Below are 19,812 nucleotides of genomic sequence, written 5' to 3'. Positions count from 1 at the left end.
TTCGCGCAGCAGGCCGACCACTGGCGGTCGGCCCGCTCAGGCGCTGAGGCGAGTGCGCCGCGCCAGCATCCCACGGTCGGCCCTGGTCTGCGGAGGGATGGCCGACAGCAGTGACTGCGTGTACGGGTGGGTCGGGGTGCGGTAGACCGTCTCGGTGTCGCCGACCTCGACCATGTCGCCGAGGTACATCACGGCCACGCGGTCGGCGATGTGGCGCACGAGCGACAGGTCGTGCGCGATGAACACGATCGACATGCCGAGGCGCTCGCGCAGATCGCACAGCAGGTCGATGATCTGCGCGCGGATCGAGACGTCCAACGCCGAGACCGGCTCGTCGCAGACCAGCACATCGGGATCGAGGGCCAGGGCCCGTGCGATGCCGATGCGCTGCCGCTGGCCGCCGGAGAACTGGTGGGGGAAACGCGAGCCCATGTCCGGTGACAATCCCACGAGCTCGAGCAGCTCCGCGACGCGCTCTCGGCGGCTCGCCGCCGTGCCGGTGCCCGTTGCCGCGAGCGGCTCGGCGATGAGCTGCTGCACCGTCATCCGGGGATTCAGGGACAGATAGGGATCCTGGAAGACCATCTGCACGCCCTTGCGCAGCGTCTTGCGGTCCTGCAGGCGACCACGGGTGACGTCGCTGTCGCGGTACACGAGGGTCCCGGCGTCGGGGGAGTCCAGGCCCACCAGCATCCTGGCGAGGGTGGACTTGCCGCTGCCCGACTCGCCCACGATCGCGAGGATCTCGCCGCTGCGCAGCTCCAGGTCCACGCCGGCCACAGCGGCGACGCGGTGCGCCCGACGGCCGCTGCCCGAACGGAACGTCCGCTCGACGGCGGTCGCCCGCAGGATCGGCGCCGAGGCGTCGTCCTGGACGGCGGCGCTCACGTCCTTCGGCATCGAGTCGAGCAGCTGCGTGGTGTACGGATGCTGCGGTGCGGTGAGCACGTCGTCGGCGCTGCCCGACTCCACGATGCGGCCGTGGCGCATGACGGCGACGCTGTCCGCCACCTCCATCACGACGCCGAGGTCGTGCGTGATGAGCAGGATGCCCATGCCCAGCCGGTCGCGCAGGGAGAGCAGCAGATCGAGGATCTGCGCCTGCACCGTGACGTCGAGCGCCGTGGTGGGCTCGTCGGCGATGACGAGATCGGGATCGAGGGCGATCGCCATGGCGATGAGGATGCGCTGCCGCTGTCCTCCGGAGAACTGGTGCGGGTAGTCGTGCACGCGCTTCTCGGGCGTGGGGATGCCGACGAGGCTGAGGAGCTCGACCGCCCGAGCGCGGGCGTCGCGGCGCGACATGCGGCGATGGGCGCGGAGAAGGTCGCCGATCTGGTCGCCGATGCTCAGCACAGGGTTGAGGGCCGACAGGGCGTCCTGCATCACGAGGCTGACCTTGACGCCGCGCAGGCGTCGATGCTGCTCGGGGGAGAGGGTCAGCAGGTCGGTGCCGCCGAGCGCGAGCGTGTCGGCGTGCACCTCTCCCTCGTCGATGAGCCCCATGATCGCGCGGGCGGTCATCGACTTGCCCGAGCCGGATTCGCCGAGCAGCGCGAAGACCTCGCCGCGGCGCACCGAGAGGTCGATGCCGTCGACGACGCGGTTGGTCCTGCCGTCTCCGGTGAGAGTGACGGTGAGTCCGGCGACCTCGAGCACGGTGCCGTCTCCGGGTGCAGACGTGTTCTCCATGGACACATCATGCCACCAGATCCGACCCGAAATGTTTCGAACAGGAAACATCTCAGCCGAATTTTCTCAAAGTAGTTGACACCAGCGCCGAAATCATCGAGATTCGAGGAAATCTCCCTTCGTCGGACGGGAGAGGCATCCCGCATCACCGAAACGAAGGAGCATTCGTGCTCGAACAAGCTGACCGCTATGACGGCTACACCGCCTACGAGTACCTCGAAGCGGGCAAGGACTACCGCGAGTTCCGCTACGCCAAGCAGATCGGCCGCGTCCCCGCCTACGAGGGCCTCGAGCTGACCGACGCGCAGAAGGAGCGCACCGAGCGCCTGCTGCGCGAGGAGACCGTGATCTCGCTGCACGAGCACGTGCAGGTCTTCCCCGAGGACATGGGCGAGCTGCGCGACCACATCCGCCAGGGCCGCGAACCCACCGGCTACCAGGGCCTCGCGCGCTCCGGCCTCACCGCTGTCTTCGACAACGGCATGGACGGCACCTGCTGCATCTCGAGCGACGCCGGCTGGAAGTACCAGGACGTGCTGTTCGACCTGGGCGTGCGCATGGCCGACCTCGCCCATCAGGACTTCGTCATCAAGGCCGAGTCGATCAAGGACATCCGCTACGCGGCCGAGACCGGACGCGTCGCGCACATCTTCGCGCTCGAAGCGTCGACGATGATCGAGAACGAGGTCGACCGGCTCGACGTGCTCTACGGCTTCGGCGTGCGCCAGATGGGCATCGCGTACTCCGAGGCGAACATGCTCGGCGGCGGGCTCAAGGAGCGCGGCGACGGGGGCCTCACCTACTTCGGCGAGCGCGCTGTGGAGCGCATGAACAAGCTCGGTATCGCGATCGACATCTCCCACTCGGGCGACCAGACGTGCCTCGACGTGATCGCGCACTCCACGAAGCCCGTCTTCATCACGCACGCCGGCGCGCGGGGTCTGTGGCCCACGAACCGCATGAAGACCGACGAGACGATCATCGAGTGCGCGAAGCGCGGTGGCGTCATCGGCATCGAGGCCGCGCCGCACACGACGATCTCGCCGCAGCATCCGAAGCACTCGCTGGAGTCGGTCATGGACCACTTCCAGTACTGCGTCGACCTCGTCGGCCTGGAGCACGTGAGCTTCGGACCGGACACGCTGTTCGGCGACCACGTCGGACTGCACGACGCGTTCTCGTCGAACCTCTCCCTCGGCCAGGCCCACGCCAACGTCGAGTACGAGAAGCAGCCGTACGTCGACGGGATCGAGAACCCCGCGGAAGCGTTCTACAACATCATCGGCTGGCTCGTGAAGCACGACTACTCCGACGACGAGATCCGCGCGGTCGTCGGCGGGAACACCATGCGCGTACTCGAGGAGGTCTGGGTCTGATGAAGCACAAGAGATACCTCGCCCTCGGTGCGGCCGCGGCACTCGCCGTGAGCCTCGCCGCGTGCGCCCCGTCCGCTCCGGAGCCGGGGGAGTCGTCTTCCGGCACCGGGCCGAGCGACGAGACGCTCAGCATCGGGACGACGACGGACGTCGTCAACTTCAACCCGGTGCTCGGCAACAGCCGCACGGACTCGTGGATCACCAACCTGATGTACCCGCACCTGTTGAGCATCAGCGAGGACGGGACGAAGGAGGAGCACGTCGCCACCGACTGGGGCTACGTGGACGACACCACCGGGTTCTACGAGATCCGCGACGACCTGACGTGGAGCGACGGTGAGCCGTTGACCGCCGAGGACGTGGCGTGGACGCTGAACGCGGTCAAGCGCGACCAGGCGCCCGGGACGTTCTACGGTCAGCTCGGCAACCTCGACACGGCCACGGCGGTGTCGGACACGCGTGTCGAGCTCACGCTCACCCAACCCGACTCGTCGATCATCGACGAGATCGGCTTCTGGGGCGTGGTCGTCCCGCAGCACGTGTTCGAGCCGCAGGGATCGATCGCCGAGTTCGCGAACGACGGAAGCGACGGAGGATGGGTCGGCATGGGGCCGTTCATCCTCGACGACTTCCAGGTCGGACAGCACTACACGCTGAAGCGCGTCGAGGACTACCCGCTCGTCGACGGCGGGGTCCCGGGACCGGCCGAGGTGGTCTACCGCGTGTACCCCGACGTGAACACCGAGATCCTCGCTCTGCAGAGCGGTGAGATCGACGTGATCGCGAACGCGCTGCCGCCGGCGCAGGTCGAGCAGCTCAGCAACTCGAGCGGGCTGCAGGTCATCGAAGCCCCAGGCCTCGGATACGCCCACCTCGTCTACAACATGGAGAAGCCCGACCTCGCGAAGACCGAGGTGCGGCAGGCGCTCGCCCATGCGGTCGACTACGAGGCGATCCGCACGGTCGTGCTGCAGGGCCAGGCGGTGTCGACGGGCTCCAGCGCCCTCATGCCCGTGCTCGCCAAGTACTACGACGAGTCCGTGGAGGAGTACGAGTTCGATCCGGAGAAGGCGCGCTCGCTCATGGAGGAGGCCGGGTACACGGCTGACGCCGACGGCGTCTTCCCGATCTCCTTCCGGCTGATCTACTCGCTGCAGGACAGTGTGACGAGCCAGTGGGCGCAGCTGGTGAAGGACACGGCGGCGGAGGCCGGCATCACGATCGAGCTGCAGGGCACCGAGCGGAACACGTACCTCTCGATGACCAACGCGGGCGACTACGACATCTACGCCGGCAACTTCGCGATCATGGACGACCCCGTCACGAACTTCGCGCTGTCGTACCTCCCCGGAGGAGCGATCAACTACACCCACGTCGACGACCCCGAGCTCAACGCCCTGATCGAGGAGGGCATGGTCACGTTCGACGAGGACGAGAAGATCTCGATCATGCGCGAGGCGAACAAGATCGTGCACGAGCAGGTCTACGACAACATCATGTACACGCAGAACCTCTTCTTCGCAGCCAGCGACGAATGGGCCGGCTTCATCTCGAAGCCGAGCGAACTGCTCTCGATCGTGAACCCGCTCTCGCTCGCGAGCGCGCACCCGGTCGAGTAACAACCCCCACTCTCGAGGAAGGTCGCCCGGGTGTCCCGAGCATCGTTCATTCTCAGCCGCGCAGGGCGAGGCCTGCTCACGATCTGGTTCGCCGTGACCGTGACGTTCCTGCTGCTCCGCCTGCTCCCCGGCGACCCGGCGCTCGCGCTGGCGAGCCCGAACATGACGGACGAGATCCGGGCGACCATCCTCGAGCAGTACGGCCTGGATCAGCCGCTGCTCATCCAATACGGCCTCTACATGTGGCAGCTCGTGCAGGGCAACCTGGGGATCTCGTTCACCCAGTCGATCCCCGTGCTCGACGTGCTGCTCCAGCGGCTCCCGTGGACGCTGCTGCTCACGATGACGGCGCTCGTCCTCACGATCGTCATCGGCATCCCCCTCGGCGTGGCAGCCGCCTCCTTCAAGGGCCGCTTCATCGACCGGGCCGTGCAGGTCCTCGGCGTCACGGGCCAGTCGCTGTTCGTGCCCAGCGTCGCGATCCTCCTGCTGTTCGTCTTCGGGCTGAACCTCGGCTGGTTCCCGATCGGCGGGGCGTACACGAACAACACGTACGGGATGGACTGGTACCTCAGCGTCGCGCAGCACCTCGTGCTGCCGGCCGTGTCGCTCATGCTGATCCAGGTGGGGTCGTACGTGCTGACGATGCGGTCGACGCTCATCGAGACCCTCAGCGAGGACTACATCCTCCTCGCCAAGGCCAACGGCCTGCGCGGTCGACGCATCCTCTGGAAGCACGCACTGCGCAACGCCCTGCTCCCCACCACGACGCTCATCGGCCTGCAGCTCGGCTTCCTCGTCGGAGGAGCCGTGCTCACCGAGACGGTGTTCGCCTACCCGGGCATCGGCCGCGGGATCTACGAGGCCGTCACCCAGCTCGACTTCCCGGTACTGCAGGGCGCGTTCCTCATGCTCGCCGTGACCGTCGTGGTCGCGAACACCATCACCGACATCGTCTACGGCTACCTCGACCCGAGAGTGAAGACGTCATGACCGCTCCTCTTCTCCCCACCGCCGAGGGCGCGCCCCTCACCGAACCGGCCGCCGTCGGCAGCGAACGGGCGAGCGCGCACACGTGGCGCGCATTCCGCCGGGACCCGCTCGGGATGATCTCTCTCGGGCTGCTCCTGCTCCTGGTCGTCGTCGCGCTCGCCGCACCGCTGATCGCCCCGTACCCGGCGAGCTACGGCCCCGACGTCCTGCGTCCGCCGGCCGCCGGACACTGGTTCGGAACCGACGCGCTCGGTCGCGACGTGTTCTCCGAGGTCATCTGGGGAACGCAGCAGAGCGTGCTCGTCGCCGTCGCGGCATCCGTCATCGCGATCATCTTCGGCACGATCATCGCGGTCATCGGGGCGTACTTCCGGCGCCTCGACGGCATCATCAGCGTCATCGTCGACATGACCCTGTCGCTGCCCGTGCTGCCGCTCATGATCCTCATCGCGGCGCTCGTCGGCCCGAGCACGACGACGATCATCCTCGTGGTCGCCGCGTTCTCCTGGCCCGAGGTGACGCGTCTCGTGCGATCGCAGGCGCTCACGGTCGTCGGACTGCCGTACGTCGACGCAGCGCGCCTCATGACCACCTCGCCCGTGTGGATCATCACCCGTCACCTCCTCCCCGCCGTCACGCCGGTCGTCGTGGTGTCGGTCGTCGTCACCGCTTCACGGGCCGTGCTGTCGGCCGCGGGCCTGGCCTTCCTCGGCCTGGGCGATCCGACGACGTGGTCGTGGGGTCGCATCCTCTACGAGGCGCAGCAGGCGGGAGCCATGGTCAGCGCGTGGTGGCTCACGCTGTTCCCCTCGATCGCGATCCTCATCCTCGTGCTGTCGGCGACGCTGCTCTCGATCGCCTACAACGACGCCCGCAATCCCCGTCACCTCAAGCGATGACCGGAACGGATGACATGAACGACTTCGATCAGAGACTCGCCCCCGCGTTCTTCGACCGCACACAGGAGCGCGTCCGCACCATGATGGCGGAGGAGGGCTTCGACGCGTTCCTCACCGATCATCCCGAGGACATCGCCTACCTCACCGGGTTCTTCCACCACCCGTCCGAGCGTCCGGTCGCGGTGTGGGTGGAGGCGTCGGGGCGCACGGTGATGCTGCTCCCGGAGCTCGAGCGGGAGTACGCGGAGTCGCAGACCGCCCGCGCGGAGCTCGTCGCCTTCGTCGAGTACCCGGGCGTCGTGGCGCCTTTCCAGGTGCTCGCCGACGCGGTCGCACCGCCTCGACGGGTGGGCTTCGCGTCGACCATGCCCTACGCCCGGCTCGCCGCGGCCCGCTCTGCGTTCGGCGGCGCCGACCTCGTGGACTCGGACCTCACGATCCGTGCACGCTACGTGAAGTTCCCGGAGGAGGTCGTACTGCACCGCGAGGCGGCCAGGATCACCGACCGGATGCTGGACGCCGGCGTGCAGCTGGTGGTCGATGCCGTCGCCGCCGGGGGAGACCTTCCGACGGAGACCGAGCTGGAGCGGCACGTCACCGCCGCGGGCACCCGCCTCATGTACGCCGAGCACCGCAACGTCGTCGTGGCCTCGCTGCTCGCCGGCGGGCTGGTGTACTCTGGGCCCAACTCCGCGTTCCCGCACGGGCTGCCCTCGGTCAACAGGCTGCGTGAGGGCGACACGTTCATGCTGTCGCTCGGGTGCGCGGTGGGCGGGCGCTTCATCGAGGGGGAGCGCACCTTCGTGCTCGGCGAGCCGACGGCGGAGCAGCGCCGGTACCACGACACGATCCACGCCGCGCAGCAGCTCGGACGCGAGACGATCCGCGCCGGCATCGAGGGCCGGGAGGCGAACCGGCTCTGCCTCGACGTGATCCGCGGTGCGGGCCTCGGCGAGTACATCCGTCACCGCCAGGGCCACGGTATCGGGCTGGGCATGCACGAGGCGCCCTGGCTCGAGGACGGCGACGCGACGGTGCTGCAGGCAGGCATGGTCGTCTCCAACGAACCCGGCATCTACGTGCCGGGGCACGCGGGCTACCGCATCAGCGACAGCATGCTCATCACCGACGACGGCGCGGAACCCCTCACCACGTTCCCGCGCGGGCTCGACGACTGCACCATCCCGCTCTGAGCACCGCTCCTCGCATCACACGACCACTCGAAGGAAGAGGAACACCATGACCAGCACGCCCGAGGTCTCCCCGGAGTTCGCCGCAGCCACCACCGATCACCAGTGGGTCGAGATCAACGGCAACCACCTGGCCGTCGAGGTGCTCGGCCCGGAGGACGCCCCCGTGATCATCACGCATCACGGCGCCCCCGGCCTCGGGTCGCGCGCCGAGCCGCGCGCGAGCTTCGGACGCCTCGCCGACGAGTACCGGGTCGTCGTCTTCGACGCCCGGGGCAGTGGTCAGAGCGAGGGCAACGGCACGTTCAGTCACGAGCAGTGGGCCGCCGACATCGACGGGCTGCGCGAGTGGATCGGCGCGGAGCGCATCGTCATGGCGGGCGGGTCGTACGGCGGATTCATGGCGATGGAGTACGCCCTGCGCTACCCCGACCGCGTGGCGGCCGTCGTGCTGCGCGACACCTCGCCCGACAACTCCAACGCGCACCTCGCACGCGAGAACGCGCTGGCGTCGGACCGCGTGAGCATCGACATGGAGAAGTTCGACCGCATCGACGTCGGTGAGGTCCGCGACAACGAGGACCTCAAGGACTGCTGGCGCGAGATCCTGCCGCTGTACGACTTCGTGTACGACCCGGATGCCGTCGAGCGGAAGGTGCAGGCGACGCCGTACCGCTACGAGGCGCACAACTACGCGTTCTCGGTGAACCTGCCGAACTACGACCTCAAGCCCCGCCTCCACGAGATATCGGTTCCGACACTCATCACCGTGGGGCGGACCGACTGGATCACGCCAGTATCGTGTAGCCAGACGATCGCCGATCTCATCCCGGACTCCGAGATGGTGGTGTTCGAGAAGTCGGGGCACTCCCCGCAGATCGAGGAGGCAGAGGCGTGGACGGACACGGTGCGCACCTTCCTGCACCGGGTGCACCCGCCGACGGCATGAGCAGCGCCGCACTCGTGAGGGACGTCAGCGACCTCGACCGGCGCATCGTCGTCGCCCTGCAGCAGGACGGACGGGCCAGCTGGACCTCGATCGCCGAGTTCGCGGGAGCTTCGGTGTCGACCGTCACGCGCCGCGGGCAGCAGCTGCTCGCGGAGGGGATCGTTCGGGTCGGGATCGTGCCGACCCTCGGCAGCGAGGGGCACGTCGAGACCTTCTTCGTGCGGATCAACTGCACGCCGGGCTCGCAGCTCGGCGTCGCCGAGGCGCTCATCGGATCTCCGTACGTGCGTTTCGTCACCCTCGTCACGGGCAAGTTCGACGTCTTCGCCGAGGTCGTCATCCCGGGCGGCGCGGCGCACTACGCCCACGTGCTCTCCGACCTGCAGGCGATCCCCGGCGTCGAGCGGTGGCGCAGCGATCTCGTGGTGCACACCTACAAGGTGAGCTTCGACTGGGGCCGCCAGCTGTACGACTCCCATGCGGAGGCCGCGACGGATCCGCAGTCGTACATGCCTGCGCCGAACACCTGCGACCCGACGCACTTCGACGACGCGGACCGCGCCATCGTCCGCGAGCTGAGCGAGAACGGCCGGGCCTCGTTCCTGTCGATCGCCGCGAAGCTCGACATGAACGAGAGCAGCGTGCGTCGGCGGTACGAGCGGATGCGGGCGGCGGGGTGCCTCACGACCGTGACGATGGTCCCGGCATCGGCCCTGGGGATGAGCGCGGAGACGCTGCTGATGTTGCGGGTGGAGCCGTCACGGCTCGCGTCGGTCGCCAAGACGCTGTCGCAGCACGTGTCGGTGCGGTTCCTCGCGGCGGCGCTCGAAGAGAACTCGCTCTACTGCGAGATCATCCTCCCCAGCACCGAGACGCTGCACGACTTCCTCACCGGCACGATCGCGCACCTGAAGGGCGTCCGCGGCTGGAACGCCGCCATGGAGCTGGTGTTCATGAAGCGTGGGTTCATCGAGACGCCGTGGTGGCGCGCGCAGGTGGCGTCGGCCGGGGCGGGCTGAGCCGGCCCGAGAGCACCGGCTCAGCCCGGTGCTCAGTCGCCCTCGGCCGCGATGCGGTCGGCGTCGGCGCTGTCGATGAGCTCGGGGTTCGCGTCCGGATCGAGCTCGCGCTCACCGTCGACCTCGCGGATCGGCTCCTCCGCGGACTCGTCGCCTTCGCCGAGCGGCGGGACCGGAGGGATCGGGGGCGGGGGATTGCTGGACATGAGCTGCTCCTCTCGTCGTGGTGACTGTCACGGTACGGCGAGAAGTGGACGCCCGGGAGTCGGTTGACTCCCGGGCGTCGCAGGGCTAGAACGCGATGATCAGACGGTCTCGGGGCGCTTCTTGCGGAACGGGCGGGCCGGGGTGTGCGGGCCGTCCCAGACGGTGATGATCCCCCAGGCGACCGCGGCGATCGGCACCGACAGGACGGCGCCGACGATCCCGCCGAGGATCGTGCCCGTGGTCAGAGCGAGCAGGATGACGAGCGCGTGCAGCTTGAGCGAGCGCGCCATCACGACCGGCTGCAGGAAGTTGCCCTCGAGCTGGTTCACGAGCACGACGATGCCGATCACGATGAGCGCCGCGACGGGGCCGTGCGTCACGAGGGCGACGAGAGCGGCCAGGATGCCGGCGGCGGTCGCCCCGACGAGAGGGATGAACGCGGTGAGGAAGACGATGACCGCCAGGGGGATGGCGAGCGGGATCTGCAGGATCGCCAGACCGATGCCGATTCCTAGCGCGTCTGCGGCCGCGACGATCGAGGTGCCGCGGACGTAGCCCCCGAAGACGTCGACCGTCTTGTCGCCGATGCGGCGGGCCCGCTCGTAGCTCTCGCCCGTGAAGGGACGCAGCAGGAACTCCCAGATGCGCGGGCCGTCTTTCAGGAAGAAGAACAGCACGACGATCATGAGCGCGAGCCCGGTGAAGAAGCTCGCGGTCGCCGAGACCCCGGCGAGGGCGCCCTGGCCGAAGGACGCACTCGTGAGGAAGTCGCCCGCGCTGGCCCAGACCTCGTCGAGGTCGATCGACGCGAAGTCGAAGGGGAGGGTGTCGAGCCACGCCGTGACCTGCGAGATCCCGTCGGAGGCCGAGTCGACGAGATCGTCCCACTGCGACCGGACCGTCAGCACGATCACCCAGACCACCCCGCCGAGGATCACGATGATGCCGATCAGGGCGATCCACGTCGCGAGGATCGACGGCATCCCTCGTCGCCTCATGAGGGCGACCAGGGGGTGGATGGCGCTCGCGAGGATGAGCGCGATGGTGACCGGGATGAACACGAGCGACAGCTGCGTGATGACGAGCACTCCGACGGCGACGAGTGCGAGCACGGCGAGGGTCTGCAGGCTGCGCGTCGCCGCGAGGCCCCATCCTCGGGCCCAGAGGCTGCCCGCGTCCGGTGTCGTCGAGTCCGCTGTCGTCGGCTCCGGTCGTCGGAACAGTCCCATCACGTGCGCCTCCCGCTGTCCGCGCCGACGCCGGAATGACGAACGATCGCCCCGTCTTTCTATCCAGGGCCGCCGCCGATAGCAAGCCCCTGGCGCGCGGGTCGCGGAAGCCGCACGATTCTTCTATGCCGCCAGCGAGGCGGCGGGAGAGGACGACACACATATGACCGACCAGACCCCCACCCAGCGCGTCGCAGAGCTCATCAAGGACTTCCGCTTCGCCATGCTCACGACACGCAACGCGGAAGACCGGCTCGTCGCCCACCCGCTGACGGTGCAGGAGGCCGAGTTCGACGGGGATCTGTGGTTCCTCGTCGCGAAGGGCGCCACGTTCGTCACCGACCTGCGCGCGGACGACCGCGTCGGTGTCTCCCTGAGCTCCAACGACTCCTGGGTCTCCCTGTCGGGGCGTGCGGAACTCGTCGACGACCGGGCGAAGATCAAGGAGCTGTGGAGCCCCACGGTCGAGGCGTGGTTCACCGACGGACCCGACGACCCCGAGGTCGGTCTGCTGAAGTTCACCGCCGAGACCGCCGAGTACTGGGACAGCCCCGGCGGCAAGCTGGCCTCGCTGTTCAGCTTCGTGAAGTCGAAGGTCACCGGCGAGCAGTACGACGCCGAGAACGAGACGGTCCGTCTGCCCGAGCGTTGAGCGTCGGGCGCCGCATCCTGTCGGGTGCGGCGCCGCTCAGCGCGGCAGCGGCAGGGTCTCAGCGACCCTGCGTGAGCGCCGCCCCACCGGGACGAGCGCGAGGAGGACGCCCGCTGCGACACCGCCGAGCCCGCCCATGACCATGTCGCCGATCGTGTCCTGATAGGTGACGAAGATGTCCTCGCTGAGATACCTCCAGCCGAGCCACTCGATCATCTCCCACACCGCGCTGATCGCGAGCGCCACCAGCGGCACGAGGATGACCGGGGTGCGTCGGTGCAACGTGGGCCCGCTCCCGTCGACCGCCGCCACCAGGGGGACGACGCCCGTCCGCGTGAGGATGACCGCGGCGATGACCGCCAGCACCGCGGTGCAGAGGAAGTGCAGCACGAGATCCCAGCCGGTGACGGTGCGGTAGAGGTCGAAGACGTTGCTCCATGCCGCGACGAGCACCGTCGCGCAGGCGGTGACGTCGAACCAGGCGGCGAGGCCCAGCATCCGGGGGAGCATGAGCGCGGGCAGCGCGAGCGCGGCGATCCCGGCATCCGTGGGTTTCAGCCAGATCGCGGCGGCGATCACCCCGAGCACGCCGATGAGGCGCAGGGCGTCCGCCAGCCACTCACCGGGCGTCGAGGGCGGCCGGAGGAAGTCCTCTTTCATGCTGTGCCTCCCATGCGCAGGATGCTGTGCACGGCCAGGTGATCGGACGGGAAGACCCCGTCGAAGCGCCGCGCGTCGATGGCCGCCGATCGGACGTCGATGTCGGGGGTGGTGAGGATCCCATCGATCCGTCGCGCGCCGACCCGGGGTCGGCGGTAGTTCGCATGGGTGCCCCACGCCGGCGTGTTCCGGGTGCGAGCGGCGGCCCAGGCGTCGACGAGCAGACCGCCGCGGAGCATCCGTCGCAGGGTCTTCGATCGCGGTGCGGCGTTGAAGTCGCCGAGGACGATCGCGGGCAGTTCCCGCTCGCGGAGAAGGGAGTGGATACGGTCGACGGAACGGTCGCGGGATCGTGCGGATAGCGGGTCGAGGTGTGCGTTCACCGCGAGGAACGGCGATCCGGTGCGTCGATCCTCGAACTCCGCCCACACGAGGATCCGCGGGAACGGGGTGCCCCGGTCGCGGGAGCCGGGCCGGTCCGGCTCGTCGGACACCGCTTCCTGACGCCACGCTCGCACGGCCAGCCGGTCGCTGTCGTACAGCAGGGGAGTGCCCTCGCCGCGTCCTTCGGGTCCGCGTCCGCGACCGAGACTGCGGTAGGCGTCTCCGAGCGCCTCGCGGACGGTCGGGACGGCGTGCGGAAGCACCTCCTGGAGGGCGAGCACGGCGGGGCGGCTCGCGCGCAGCAGCGCCGAGACCGCCGGAGCCCGCGTGCTCCATCGATCCGCTCTCCGCTGCAGGATGCCGTCGGTCGGCCGACGCAGGTTGAAGGTCATGACGTGCAGGTCGTCACCGTCGACGGGGCCCGTGGGCGCTGTACTCGCGCTGGCGGGCATCGCGGGGTCGGATTCCGTCATGCCGCGATCCCGGCCGATGCGCGCGCGGGCGCTGTGCGGCGACGCCGTGCGACCAGGCGACGCCAGCGGCGGGGCGGGAAGTCCTCCGGCCAGTGCAGCGTCACGCTCCGGAACCCCCGATGAACCCGACGGCCGAGCGCGCCCTGCGTCAGCGGTCGCATCGACATCCCCATCGACGACCCGGGAAGCCGTGCGATCGTGAACGATGCACCGAGGTGGAAGGCGAGGTCGAGATCGTCGTGCACCTCGGCGTCTTCACGGTGCACGTCGTCTTTCACCTGCTCCCAGGCCGAGCGACGGAACGCGAGGTTCGACCCGAAGAGCGGCAGGTGTCCGAGCGCCATGCCTGTCATCGCCGCGTACGCACCGAGATAGAGCAGCGCGAGCGGTGCGCGGAGAGCGCGTGGACCGTCGGTGAAGTGCGCGCGTCCCGTGAACGCCGCGACCTGCTCGGCGTGCGAGAAGGCGTCGCGCACTTCCGCGACCCACGTCGGCGCCGGGACGCAATCGGCGTCCAGGCGCAGCACGAGGTCTCCCCGTGCGGCGTCGTAGCCGGTCGACGCGGCGGCGGGGATGCCGGGTACGGGGCACGGGATGACGCGGGCGCCCGCAGCGCGCGCGACGGCCGCCGAGTCGTCGGTCGAGCCGTTGTCGACGACGATCACCTCGTCGGGCGGAACGGTCTGACCGGCGAGCGCGTCGAGGCAGCGGGCGAGCAGCCGGGCATCGTCCTTGACCGGGATGACCACCGAGGTTCGGAGGTGCCCCGCATCGACCGACAGCTCCGGCATCCGTGCGCCTCCCATGACGTCACCGCACGGACGTCCGTCCGTGCTCTCCTCCCACCCTACGGAGGGCAGGGAAGGGACGTGGCCGGGTTGACGACGGTGCGGCGCGCCGCTAGCGCTCGTGAGCGTCGCGGCTGCACGCCGCCGCGTCGGCGGGTCAGAACTCGGCGAGCACGACGCGGGCGACCTGCTCGACGACCTCGTCGTCGTACGCGGCATCCGGGTCCGTCTTCGCCGTCAGGATCGCGATGTAGATGCGCTCACCCGATCCCGTCGTCACGACGGCCACGTCGTTGCGCACGCCCCCGGCCCCTCCGGACTTGTCTGCGACGGCCCATCCGGCAGGCGCTGCCGAACGGATGAGGGCATCGCCCGTCGCATTGCCGCTCATCCAGTCCAGGAGCGTCTCGCGGGAGCCGGTGTCGAGGGAGTCGCCGTCGACGAGGCTCTTCAGGCTCGTCGCGAGAGCCGACGGCGTGCTCGTGTTGTCGTCGCTCCCGGGGACGACGACGTTGAGCTCGGGCTCGTACGCGGTGACGACGGTCGTCGTATCCCCTCGTGCGCGGAGGAAGTCCTGGACGGCCGCCGGGCCGCCCAGCGACTCCATCACGAGGTTGGCTGCCGTGTTGTCGCTGTCGCGGACGGCAGCCTCGGCGAGAGCATCCAGGCTGAGTCCGTCGTCGAGGTGCTCGGAGGTCACGGGGGAGTATCCGGCGGCATCGATCTGCGACGCGGTCCAGCGGACGCCCGTCCCGCGCTCCTCCGGCGATGCGGTGGCCAGCAGGGCGGCGGCGATGAAGACCTTCATGGTCGAGGCGTACGGCAAGCGGACGTCGGCGTCGTGATCGACGATCCGGCCGTCGTCTCGCATGGCGGCGACGCCGACGGTGACCGCGAACTCCGCCTCGATCGCTCGGATCTGCGGACCGATGTCCGCCGCTGCGGGCGGAGTGGGCGCAGCGGTCTGATCGGTGTTCACCGGAGATGGCGGGGCAGGGTCGGAGCTGCAGCCCGACGCTGCCAGCACGACGGCCAGCGCCGACACGGCCAAGGCCCGCGTCCAGGTCGTCGTCGTGCGCTTCGCGTCTGTCACGGACATTCCTTTCAACCGAACGAGTAGAGGATGAGGAACGCCGAGTTGTAGACGATGTGCACGACGACTCCTGGCCACACCGACTTCGTGCGGACCATGAGCCACCCGTTCACGAGACCGACGAGGAGGGCGGAGGGGAGGACGAGATTGATGCCGTGGAAGACGGCGAAGATCAGCGTGCTCAGCACGATCGCCGCCCAACTGCCCCACCTCTCGAAGAAGCGAGTCAGGATCCCGCGGAACACGAGTTCCTCGCCCAGCGGCGTGAGGACCGCTCCGAAGAAGATCGTACCGATGAGCGCGAGCACTCCTCCGGATGCCGCGGCGCGGAGGGTGTCCTGAGAGTCGTCCACGCCGGGGAACAGATGCTGCACGACCGTGTCGAAGGTCACGATCACGGCGAAGCACGCGGCCGCCAGGAGCACGGCGATGAGCAGCCATCGCGGCTCGACCCGCCGAACCCCGAACGCGGAGAGGTCGCGCATGCGGACGAGGACGACGATCGTGAACACGAGGATCGGCGCCGCGCCCGAGAAGAAGAGCCCGGCGACTCCCTCCAGGGCCGCGGTCGGCGCGGGGAAGATCCCCAGCAGGACGATGCCCGCTCCGTAGATCAGCACCGCGGAGACCAGCGCGACGATCAGCTCCAGCCACTGCGGTCGACGGTCTGCGGTCGTCGAGGCGTTCGTTTTCGGGGCGTTCGTTTTCGAGGTGTCGTTCGTCATGGATGTCAGTGGACACCGTGCCCTCGGGGCAGGGTCAACGTCTCGGTGGCCGGACGGAGATCGATCACGGCGGTGGATCGTCCTCCGCATCCCCGCGTCGGAGGATCTCGTCGGCACGCGCGAGAGCACGGAGCTGACCGTGATTGAAGGTGTCGAGGAGTGCCGACGAGAGAGCCTCCTGCGCGAGACTCCCCTTCGTGCGTGTCGCGGATCGCAGGTCGGCCGCCCACGGGAATCGCTCGCGGTGCGCCGCCATCGAAACCGCGAGGAGCTGGGCGACGTGCTCGATGACCGCGCCGTCCGACTCGTCGGTGAGAGCCTCGAACGGTTCGCTCGCGTCGTCGGGTTCGGTGAGCAGGACGCTCGTGTCGTGAAGCACCGTCTCGTTCAGGACGCGGGAGTACACGGTGAGCAGCCCGCGGTACTTCTCCGGGAGTCCGTCCGCGGAATTCGCGAACGGCGCGGGCGTGTCGAGCGGTGCTCGGTATCGCAGGAGGAGAGCGAGTTCGGCGCGTACGCGCTGCAGTCGTTCGATGGTCGCCTCGAGTTCTGCATCCAGGATGGCGATCGAGGCGTCCGCGTCGGCCGAGTTCGTGGCCAGCGCGCGGATCTGCGCGAGAGAGATGCCGAGGTCGCTCATCCGCTTGACCTGCAGCAGACGGACCAGATGAGCGGTCCGGTACTGCTTGTACCCGTTGCCCGCGCGCTCCGGCTCGTCGAGCACCCCGACCCGATGGTAGTGCCGGACCGTCTTCACCGTCGTGCCGGCCAGGTCGGCCAGCTGCTTCGTGCTCCACGCCATGCGTTCCTCTTCCGTCGCCGATATCCATATCAGCAGGTGCCCCAGGGGCACGGTCAAGGAGATTCCCGGTTGACCCGGCCCCCAGGGCACGGTGTGTCCTCGACCCATGAAGAAATTGAGTGCTGTCCTCGCCGTTCTCGCCGGTCTCGGAATCCTCGTCGCGGTGTCGTTCACCGTGCACGGCAACAACTCGAACGTGCTGCAGTTCCTGCCCGATCCGATCACCGACTTCATGACCGACCACGGGTGGGTGTCGTGGATCGGCACCGCAGTGGGCGCTGTCGCCATCCTCGTGCGGCTCTTCGTCGAGAGTCGCATCGAGAGGAGCGCCTCGCCCCGCTCGCGGAGGTGACGGGCGCGCACCGGGAGGCCGCCGGAAAACGAAAGAACCCGCGATCTCTCGCGGGTTCTTCTTGGTGGACCTGAGGGGACTCGAACCCCTGACCCCCTGCATGCCATGCAGGTGCGCTACCAGCTGCGCCACAGGCCCAGAACTGCTTCCCTCTGCTCGAAGCAACTGTGAAAGCGTACTACACGGATCCCGCGCAGCACCAATCGGGGCCTGCACTCCGGGCGCGTCGGCGGTGCGCGGAACAACACCGCCCGGTCGGGCGTTGACGACAGCGTGGACATCCTCGACAGCGTGGTGATCGGGGCCGGTCAGGCCGGACTCTCGGCGTCGTACCACCTGACGCGCCTCGGCGTCCGTCATATGGTGCTGGACGCGGATGACAGGCCAGGTGGAGCCTGGCAGCACCGCTGGGATGCGCTCACGATGCGCGACGTGCACGGCGTGGCCGAGCTCCCCGACGACGCAGCACCGCCGCGCGACGACGAGAGGGCCAACGTCGCGGTGCCGGCGACCTTCGCGGCCTACGAGAAGACCCACGGACTCCCGGTGGTGCGACCGGTGCGCGTCGATCGGGTCACGGACGACGACGGCATCCTCATCGTCCACGCCGGCGATCGCGAGTGGCGCACCCGCACGATCGTCAATGCCACCGGCACCTGGACTCATCCCTTCCTCCCGCACTACCCGGGGATGGAGACGTTCCTGGGCGACCAGTTCCACACGGTCGACTACCCGGGGCCGGAGTTCTTCCGCGGCAAGCGCGTGCTCGTCGTGGGTGGGGGAGCATCGGCCGTGCAGTTCCTCGGTGCGATCGCGCCGATCGCCGAGACCGTCTGGGCGACCCGTCGCGAGCCGGTCTGGCGCACCGGTGACTTCACCCCGGAGGCCGGGGCGGCGGCCGTCGCTCTCGTCGAGCAGCGAGTGGCGCAGGGGCTGCCGCCCGAGAGCGTCGTGAGCGTGACGGGGCTGATGCTGCGCGAGCAGGAGCGGGAGGCCGAACGGCTCGGCGCCTACGCCGACAGGCGGCCGATGTTCGAGCGCATCGAACCCGACGGTGTGCGCTGGGCCGACGGCACGTTCGAGCGGGTCGACGTCATCCTCTGGGCGACGGGATTCCGCCCGGCCATCGCCCACCTGGCGCCCCTGCACCTGCGGAGCGCGGCAGGCGGCATCCAGCTCGACCGCAACGGTCGCGGTACGACGGCGGTCGCCGATCCGCGGATCCAGCTCGTCGGATACGGGCCGTCGGCGAGCACGATCGGCGCCAACCGAGCAGGGCGCGCAGCCGCCAAGGGCGTGCAGCTCGCACTCGCCACGCGGACGGTTCCCGCCCCCTGAGTCGCTGATTCCATCCCGGCGGTGCGCCGTCGATACGCTGAGGACATGATCCGCATCGCGCTCATGGTCGTCTGGCTGCTGCTCTCGGCATGGCTCGTGATCTGGACCGGGGAAGGGCTCTTCGGCATCGACCAACGCGAGTCGATCCTGCCTTTCGCGGGGGAGGACACCCTCGGCGCTCCGATCATCATCGGCGTCGCCTGGGGGCTCATGCTCACGTTCGGCGGCACCATGTCGGGCTTCGGTCGACGCCGGAAGCTCCGCGGCGAATCGCACATCGGAGTGGGCCGCATCGTCGAGGTCTCCCGCACGGGTCTCACGGTCAACGACGTGCCGCAGTACGACCTCTTCATCCGGGTCACGCCTGGCTCCGGCGACGACTTCATCGCCCAGCTGCGTACCCTCGTGCAGCCGACCGACCTGTCGTCGTTGCAGGTGGGAAACCCGCTCCCGGTGCGATACAGCCTCGCCGACCAGGACGCCGTGGAGCTCGCCGACATCAGCGACCCGTCCGTGCGCGAGGCGGTGCTGCAGTGGCGCATCGACCGCGGGCTCATCGATCCCAGTCAGGTGCGGGCACGGACGACGGGGACGCAGGTGCCGGCTTCCGTGATCGCGGTGCGACCGACCGGACGACGTCTGGAGGGGCAGAGCGAGCTCGCCCTGACGGTGCTCCTGGCACCGGAGGGACAATCCACCTGGGAGGCCGAGACCACCGTCTTCGCGTATCCGGAGGCGATCTCGCGCTTCCAGGTCGGCGCACCGATCTGGGCGTTCTACCGACGGGAGGATCCGGAGACCGTGGCGGTCACGATCGAGAAGGAGCCCGGCCGATGAACATCCCCGACACCCTGATCTGGCTGCTGAACTTCCCGGCGGCGCACGGCTACGCCATGGTCTTCATCGCGGGCTTCTCGCTCTTCGGACTCTTCGCGCTGTCGGCGTCGGGCGCGACGCCGGGCGATGCGCTGCGACGAGTGCGCGAGCGCGAGGGACTGCTCCGTCCGGAGCACGCGAAGCGCGGTCGATGGGGCGGACGCCTCGTGCGGATCGTCTTCCGCGTGCTCACGGTCGTCATGCTCGCGAACCTCGTCATCGGCATCCTGAGCCTGACCGGCGTTCCCGTGACCCGCGCGTTCATCTACGAGCACGGGCAGCCGACGACGGGCACCCGCGACGGCGATTGGATCACGTTCTCGACGGCCTCCGGTGTCGAGTACAGAGTGGAGAGCACCTTCTTCACCCCCGCGGTCTACCCCGACCGCGACGCGTACCTGTCGGGCGATCAGGTGGTCGTGCGTTACCTGCCCTCGCACCCGCAGGCATATGTGATCGACAGTTCGCAAGGCCCCCGCTGACCCGAGCCGATGTC

General features: G+C 69.0%; 21 protein-coding genes and 1 tRNA gene. 12 read left to right on the top strand and 10 right to left on the bottom strand.

Annotated elements, in window-relative coordinates; translation table 11 throughout:
• Positions 1-36: 36 nt before the first annotated feature.
• The gene (locus RAC69_RS03195; protein WP_375085056.1) at positions 37-1,692 is read right to left on the bottom strand and encodes a dipeptide ABC transporter ATP-binding protein; all 1,656 of its coding nucleotides are present in this window, start codon (positions 1,690-1,692) and stop codon (positions 37-39) included.
• A 167-nt stretch (positions 1,693-1,859) separates the two neighbouring features.
• On the opposite strand from RAC69_RS03195, the gene RAC69_RS03190 reads away from it, so the two are divergent.
• Genes RAC69_RS03190 through RAC69_RS03160 form a run of 7 tightly spaced genes read left to right on the top strand, consistent with a single transcriptional unit; the run spans position 1,860 to position 9,737 of the window.
• Positions 1,860-3,068, top strand: a complete 1,209-nt coding sequence (locus tag RAC69_RS03190; protein WP_251588690.1) for a dipeptidase — start codon at positions 1,860-1,862, stop codon at positions 3,066-3,068.
• Complete coding sequence (locus RAC69_RS03185) at positions 3,068-4,687, top strand: ABC transporter substrate-binding protein (RefSeq protein ID WP_375085054.1); 1,620 nt, start codon at positions 3,068-3,070, stop codon at positions 4,685-4,687. Before RAC69_RS03190 ends, RAC69_RS03185 begins: the two co-directional genes overlap by 1 nt.
• Before the next feature lie 30 nt (positions 4,688-4,717).
• A complete protein-coding gene (locus RAC69_RS03180; protein ID WP_375085053.1) occupies positions 4,718-5,680 on the top strand; it encodes an ABC transporter permease in 963 nt (320 codons plus the stop codon).
• Complete coding sequence (locus RAC69_RS03175) at positions 5,677-6,579, top strand: ABC transporter permease (RefSeq protein WP_375085051.1); 903 nt, start codon at positions 5,677-5,679, stop codon at positions 6,577-6,579. The genes RAC69_RS03180 and RAC69_RS03175 overlap by 4 nt, the downstream gene beginning before the upstream one ends.
• Positions 6,576-7,772: a M24 family metallopeptidase gene (locus RAC69_RS03170; RefSeq protein WP_375085049.1), complete on the top strand. Its 1,197-nt coding sequence runs from the start codon at positions 6,576-6,578 to the stop codon at positions 7,770-7,772. The genes RAC69_RS03175 and RAC69_RS03170 overlap by 4 nt, the downstream gene beginning before the upstream one ends.
• 46 nt (positions 7,773-7,818) lie before the next feature.
• Positions 7,819-8,718: an alpha/beta fold hydrolase gene (locus tag RAC69_RS03165; RefSeq protein ID WP_375085047.1), complete on the top strand. Its 900-nt coding sequence runs from the start codon at positions 7,819-7,821 to the stop codon at positions 8,716-8,718.
• Complete coding sequence (locus RAC69_RS03160; RefSeq protein ID WP_375085045.1) at positions 8,715-9,737, top strand: Lrp/AsnC family transcriptional regulator; 1,023 nt, start codon at positions 8,715-8,717, stop codon at positions 9,735-9,737. The genes RAC69_RS03165 and RAC69_RS03160 overlap by 4 nt, the downstream gene beginning before the upstream one ends.
• Before the next feature lie 32 nt (positions 9,738-9,769).
• Here RAC69_RS03160 and RAC69_RS03155 read toward each other — a convergent pair whose 3' ends face one another.
• Together RAC69_RS03155 and RAC69_RS03150 are read right to left on the bottom strand one after the other, a co-directional pair.
• Positions 9,770-9,943 carry a hypothetical protein gene (locus RAC69_RS03155; RefSeq protein WP_375085043.1) on the bottom strand — a complete coding sequence of 58 codons (174 nt, stop codon included), beginning with the start codon at positions 9,941-9,943 and terminating at the stop codon, positions 9,770-9,772.
• A 99-nt stretch (positions 9,944-10,042) separates the two neighbouring features.
• Positions 10,043-11,173, bottom strand: a complete 1,131-nt coding sequence (locus RAC69_RS03150) for an AI-2E family transporter (protein ID WP_375085042.1) — start codon at positions 11,171-11,173, stop codon at positions 10,043-10,045.
• Positions 11,174-11,336: 163 nt separating this feature from the next.
• Here RAC69_RS03150 and RAC69_RS03145 point away from each other — a divergent pair, with 163 nt between their 5' ends.
• A complete protein-coding gene (locus RAC69_RS03145; protein WP_341934169.1) occupies positions 11,337-11,825 on the top strand; it encodes a pyridoxamine 5'-phosphate oxidase family protein in 489 nt (162 codons plus the stop codon).
• Positions 11,826-11,861: 36 nt separating this feature from the next.
• Here the strand turns inward: RAC69_RS03145 and RAC69_RS03140 are convergent, their stop codons facing one another.
• From RAC69_RS03140 to RAC69_RS03115, 6 genes are all read right to left on the bottom strand, one after another.
• Positions 11,862-12,485 (bottom strand): hypothetical protein, encoded by a 624-nt coding sequence (locus RAC69_RS03140; protein ID WP_375085040.1) that lies wholly within the window; start codon positions 12,483-12,485, stop codon positions 11,862-11,864.
• Entirely contained in the window at positions 12,482-13,342 is an 861-nt protein-coding gene (locus RAC69_RS03135) for an endonuclease/exonuclease/phosphatase family protein (protein WP_375085038.1), read from the bottom strand. Before RAC69_RS03135 ends, RAC69_RS03140 begins: the two co-directional genes overlap by 4 nt.
• Entirely contained in the window at positions 13,339-14,133 is a 795-nt protein-coding gene (locus RAC69_RS03130; RefSeq protein ID WP_375085036.1) for a glycosyltransferase family 2 protein, read from the bottom strand. The genes RAC69_RS03135 and RAC69_RS03130 overlap by 4 nt, the downstream gene beginning before the upstream one ends.
• Before the next feature lie 154 nt (positions 14,134-14,287).
• Positions 14,288-15,223, bottom strand: coding sequence for a class A beta-lactamase (gene bla / locus RAC69_RS03125; protein WP_375085035.1), 936 nt, complete (start codon positions 15,221-15,223; stop codon positions 14,288-14,290).
• An 11-nt stretch (positions 15,224-15,234) separates the two neighbouring features.
• Positions 15,235-15,948, bottom strand: a complete 714-nt coding sequence (locus RAC69_RS03120; RefSeq protein WP_375085033.1) for a lysostaphin resistance A-like protein — start codon at positions 15,946-15,948, stop codon at positions 15,235-15,237.
• Between the two features lie 64 nt (positions 15,949-16,012).
• The gene (locus RAC69_RS03115) at positions 16,013-16,750 is read right to left on the bottom strand and encodes a MerR family transcriptional regulator (RefSeq protein ID WP_375085032.1); all 738 of its coding nucleotides are present in this window, start codon (positions 16,748-16,750) and stop codon (positions 16,013-16,015) included.
• A gap of 106 nt (positions 16,751-16,856) precedes the next feature.
• Between RAC69_RS03115 and RAC69_RS03110 the strand changes: the two genes are divergently transcribed.
• Positions 16,857-17,102 carry a hypothetical protein gene (locus tag RAC69_RS03110; protein WP_375085031.1) on the top strand — a complete coding sequence of 82 codons (246 nt, stop codon included), beginning with the start codon at positions 16,857-16,859 and terminating at the stop codon, positions 17,100-17,102.
• A gap of 62 nt (positions 17,103-17,164) precedes the next feature.
• On the opposite strand, the gene RAC69_RS03105 is transcribed toward RAC69_RS03110, so the two are convergent.
• Positions 17,165-17,240, bottom strand: a tRNA-Ala gene (locus RAC69_RS03105).
• A gap of 135 nt (positions 17,241-17,375) precedes the next feature.
• Here RAC69_RS03105 and RAC69_RS03100 point away from each other — a divergent pair.
• From RAC69_RS03100 to RAC69_RS03090, 3 genes are read left to right on the top strand one after another with little or no spacing between them, the layout of a single operon-like run.
• A complete protein-coding gene (locus RAC69_RS03100) occupies positions 17,376-18,440 on the top strand; it encodes a flavin-containing monooxygenase (protein ID WP_375085029.1) in 1,065 nt (354 codons plus the stop codon).
• Positions 18,441-18,485: 45 nt separating this feature from the next.
• Positions 18,486-19,277, top strand: coding sequence for a hypothetical protein (locus RAC69_RS03095; protein ID WP_375085028.1), 792 nt, complete (start codon positions 18,486-18,488; stop codon positions 19,275-19,277).
• On the top strand, positions 19,274-19,798 hold the full coding sequence (locus tag RAC69_RS03090; protein ID WP_375085026.1) for a DUF3592 domain-containing protein: 525 nt from the start codon (positions 19,274-19,276) through the stop codon (positions 19,796-19,798). Before RAC69_RS03095 ends, RAC69_RS03090 begins: the two co-directional genes overlap by 4 nt.
• The last annotated feature ends 14 nt before the right edge of the window (positions 19,799-19,812 follow it).

The organism is Microbacterium sp. LS_15 (genome assembly GCF_041954735.1).
Taxonomy (GTDB): Bacteria; Actinomycetota; Actinomycetes; order Actinomycetales; family Microbacteriaceae; genus Microbacterium.
Note: the sequence above shows the minus strand (reverse complement) of the source record. Positions and strands in the feature narration are given on the sequence as shown.

Excerpts from the sequence above, each read along its gene's own strand:
- RAC69_RS03165 (WP_375085047.1), top strand. The coding sequence starts at position 7,819 with ATGACCAGCACGCCCGAGGTCTCCCCGGAGTTCGCCGCAGCCACCACC.
- RAC69_RS03195 (WP_375085056.1), bottom strand. The coding sequence starts at position 1,692 with ATGGAGAACACGTCTGCACCCGGAGACGGCACCGTGCTCGAGGTCGCC.
- RAC69_RS03135 (WP_375085038.1), bottom strand. The coding sequence starts at position 13,342 with ATGACGGAATCCGACCCCGCGATGCCCGCCAGCGCGAGTACAGCGCCC.
- RAC69_RS03140 (WP_375085040.1), bottom strand. The coding sequence starts at position 12,485 with ATGAAAGAGGACTTCCTCCGGCCGCCCTCGACGCCCGGTGAGTGGCTG.
- RAC69_RS03150 (WP_375085042.1), bottom strand. The coding sequence starts at position 11,173 with ATGGGACTGTTCCGACGACCGGAGCCGACGACAGCGGACTCGACGACA.
- RAC69_RS03155 (WP_375085043.1), bottom strand. The coding sequence starts at position 9,943 with ATGTCCAGCAATCCCCCGCCCCCGATCCCTCCGGTCCCGCCGCTCGGC.
- RAC69_RS03090 (WP_375085026.1), top strand. The coding sequence starts at position 19,274 with ATGAACATCCCCGACACCCTGATCTGGCTGCTGAACTTCCCGGCGGCG.
- RAC69_RS03170 (WP_375085049.1), top strand. The coding sequence starts at position 6,576 with ATGACCGGAACGGATGACATGAACGACTTCGATCAGAGACTCGCCCCC.
- RAC69_RS03185 (WP_375085054.1), top strand. The coding sequence starts at position 3,068 with ATGAAGCACAAGAGATACCTCGCCCTCGGTGCGGCCGCGGCACTCGCC.
- RAC69_RS03175 (WP_375085051.1), top strand. The coding sequence starts at position 5,677 with ATGACCGCTCCTCTTCTCCCCACCGCCGAGGGCGCGCCCCTCACCGAA.
- RAC69_RS03110 (WP_375085031.1), top strand. The coding sequence starts at position 16,857 with ATGAAGAAATTGAGTGCTGTCCTCGCCGTTCTCGCCGGTCTCGGAATC.
- RAC69_RS03145 (WP_341934169.1), top strand. The coding sequence starts at position 11,337 with ATGACCGACCAGACCCCCACCCAGCGCGTCGCAGAGCTCATCAAGGAC.
- RAC69_RS03095 (WP_375085028.1), top strand. The coding sequence starts at position 18,486 with ATGATCCGCATCGCGCTCATGGTCGTCTGGCTGCTGCTCTCGGCATGG.
- RAC69_RS03130 (WP_375085036.1), bottom strand. The coding sequence starts at position 14,133 with ATGCCGGAGCTGTCGGTCGATGCGGGGCACCTCCGAACCTCGGTGGTC.
- RAC69_RS03120 (WP_375085033.1), bottom strand. The coding sequence starts at position 15,948 with ATGACGAACGACACCTCGAAAACGAACGCCCCGAAAACGAACGCCTCG.
- RAC69_RS03115 (WP_375085032.1), bottom strand. The coding sequence starts at position 16,750 with ATGGCGTGGAGCACGAAGCAGCTGGCCGACCTGGCCGGCACGACGGTG.
- RAC69_RS03160 (WP_375085045.1), top strand. The coding sequence starts at position 8,715 with ATGAGCAGCGCCGCACTCGTGAGGGACGTCAGCGACCTCGACCGGCGC.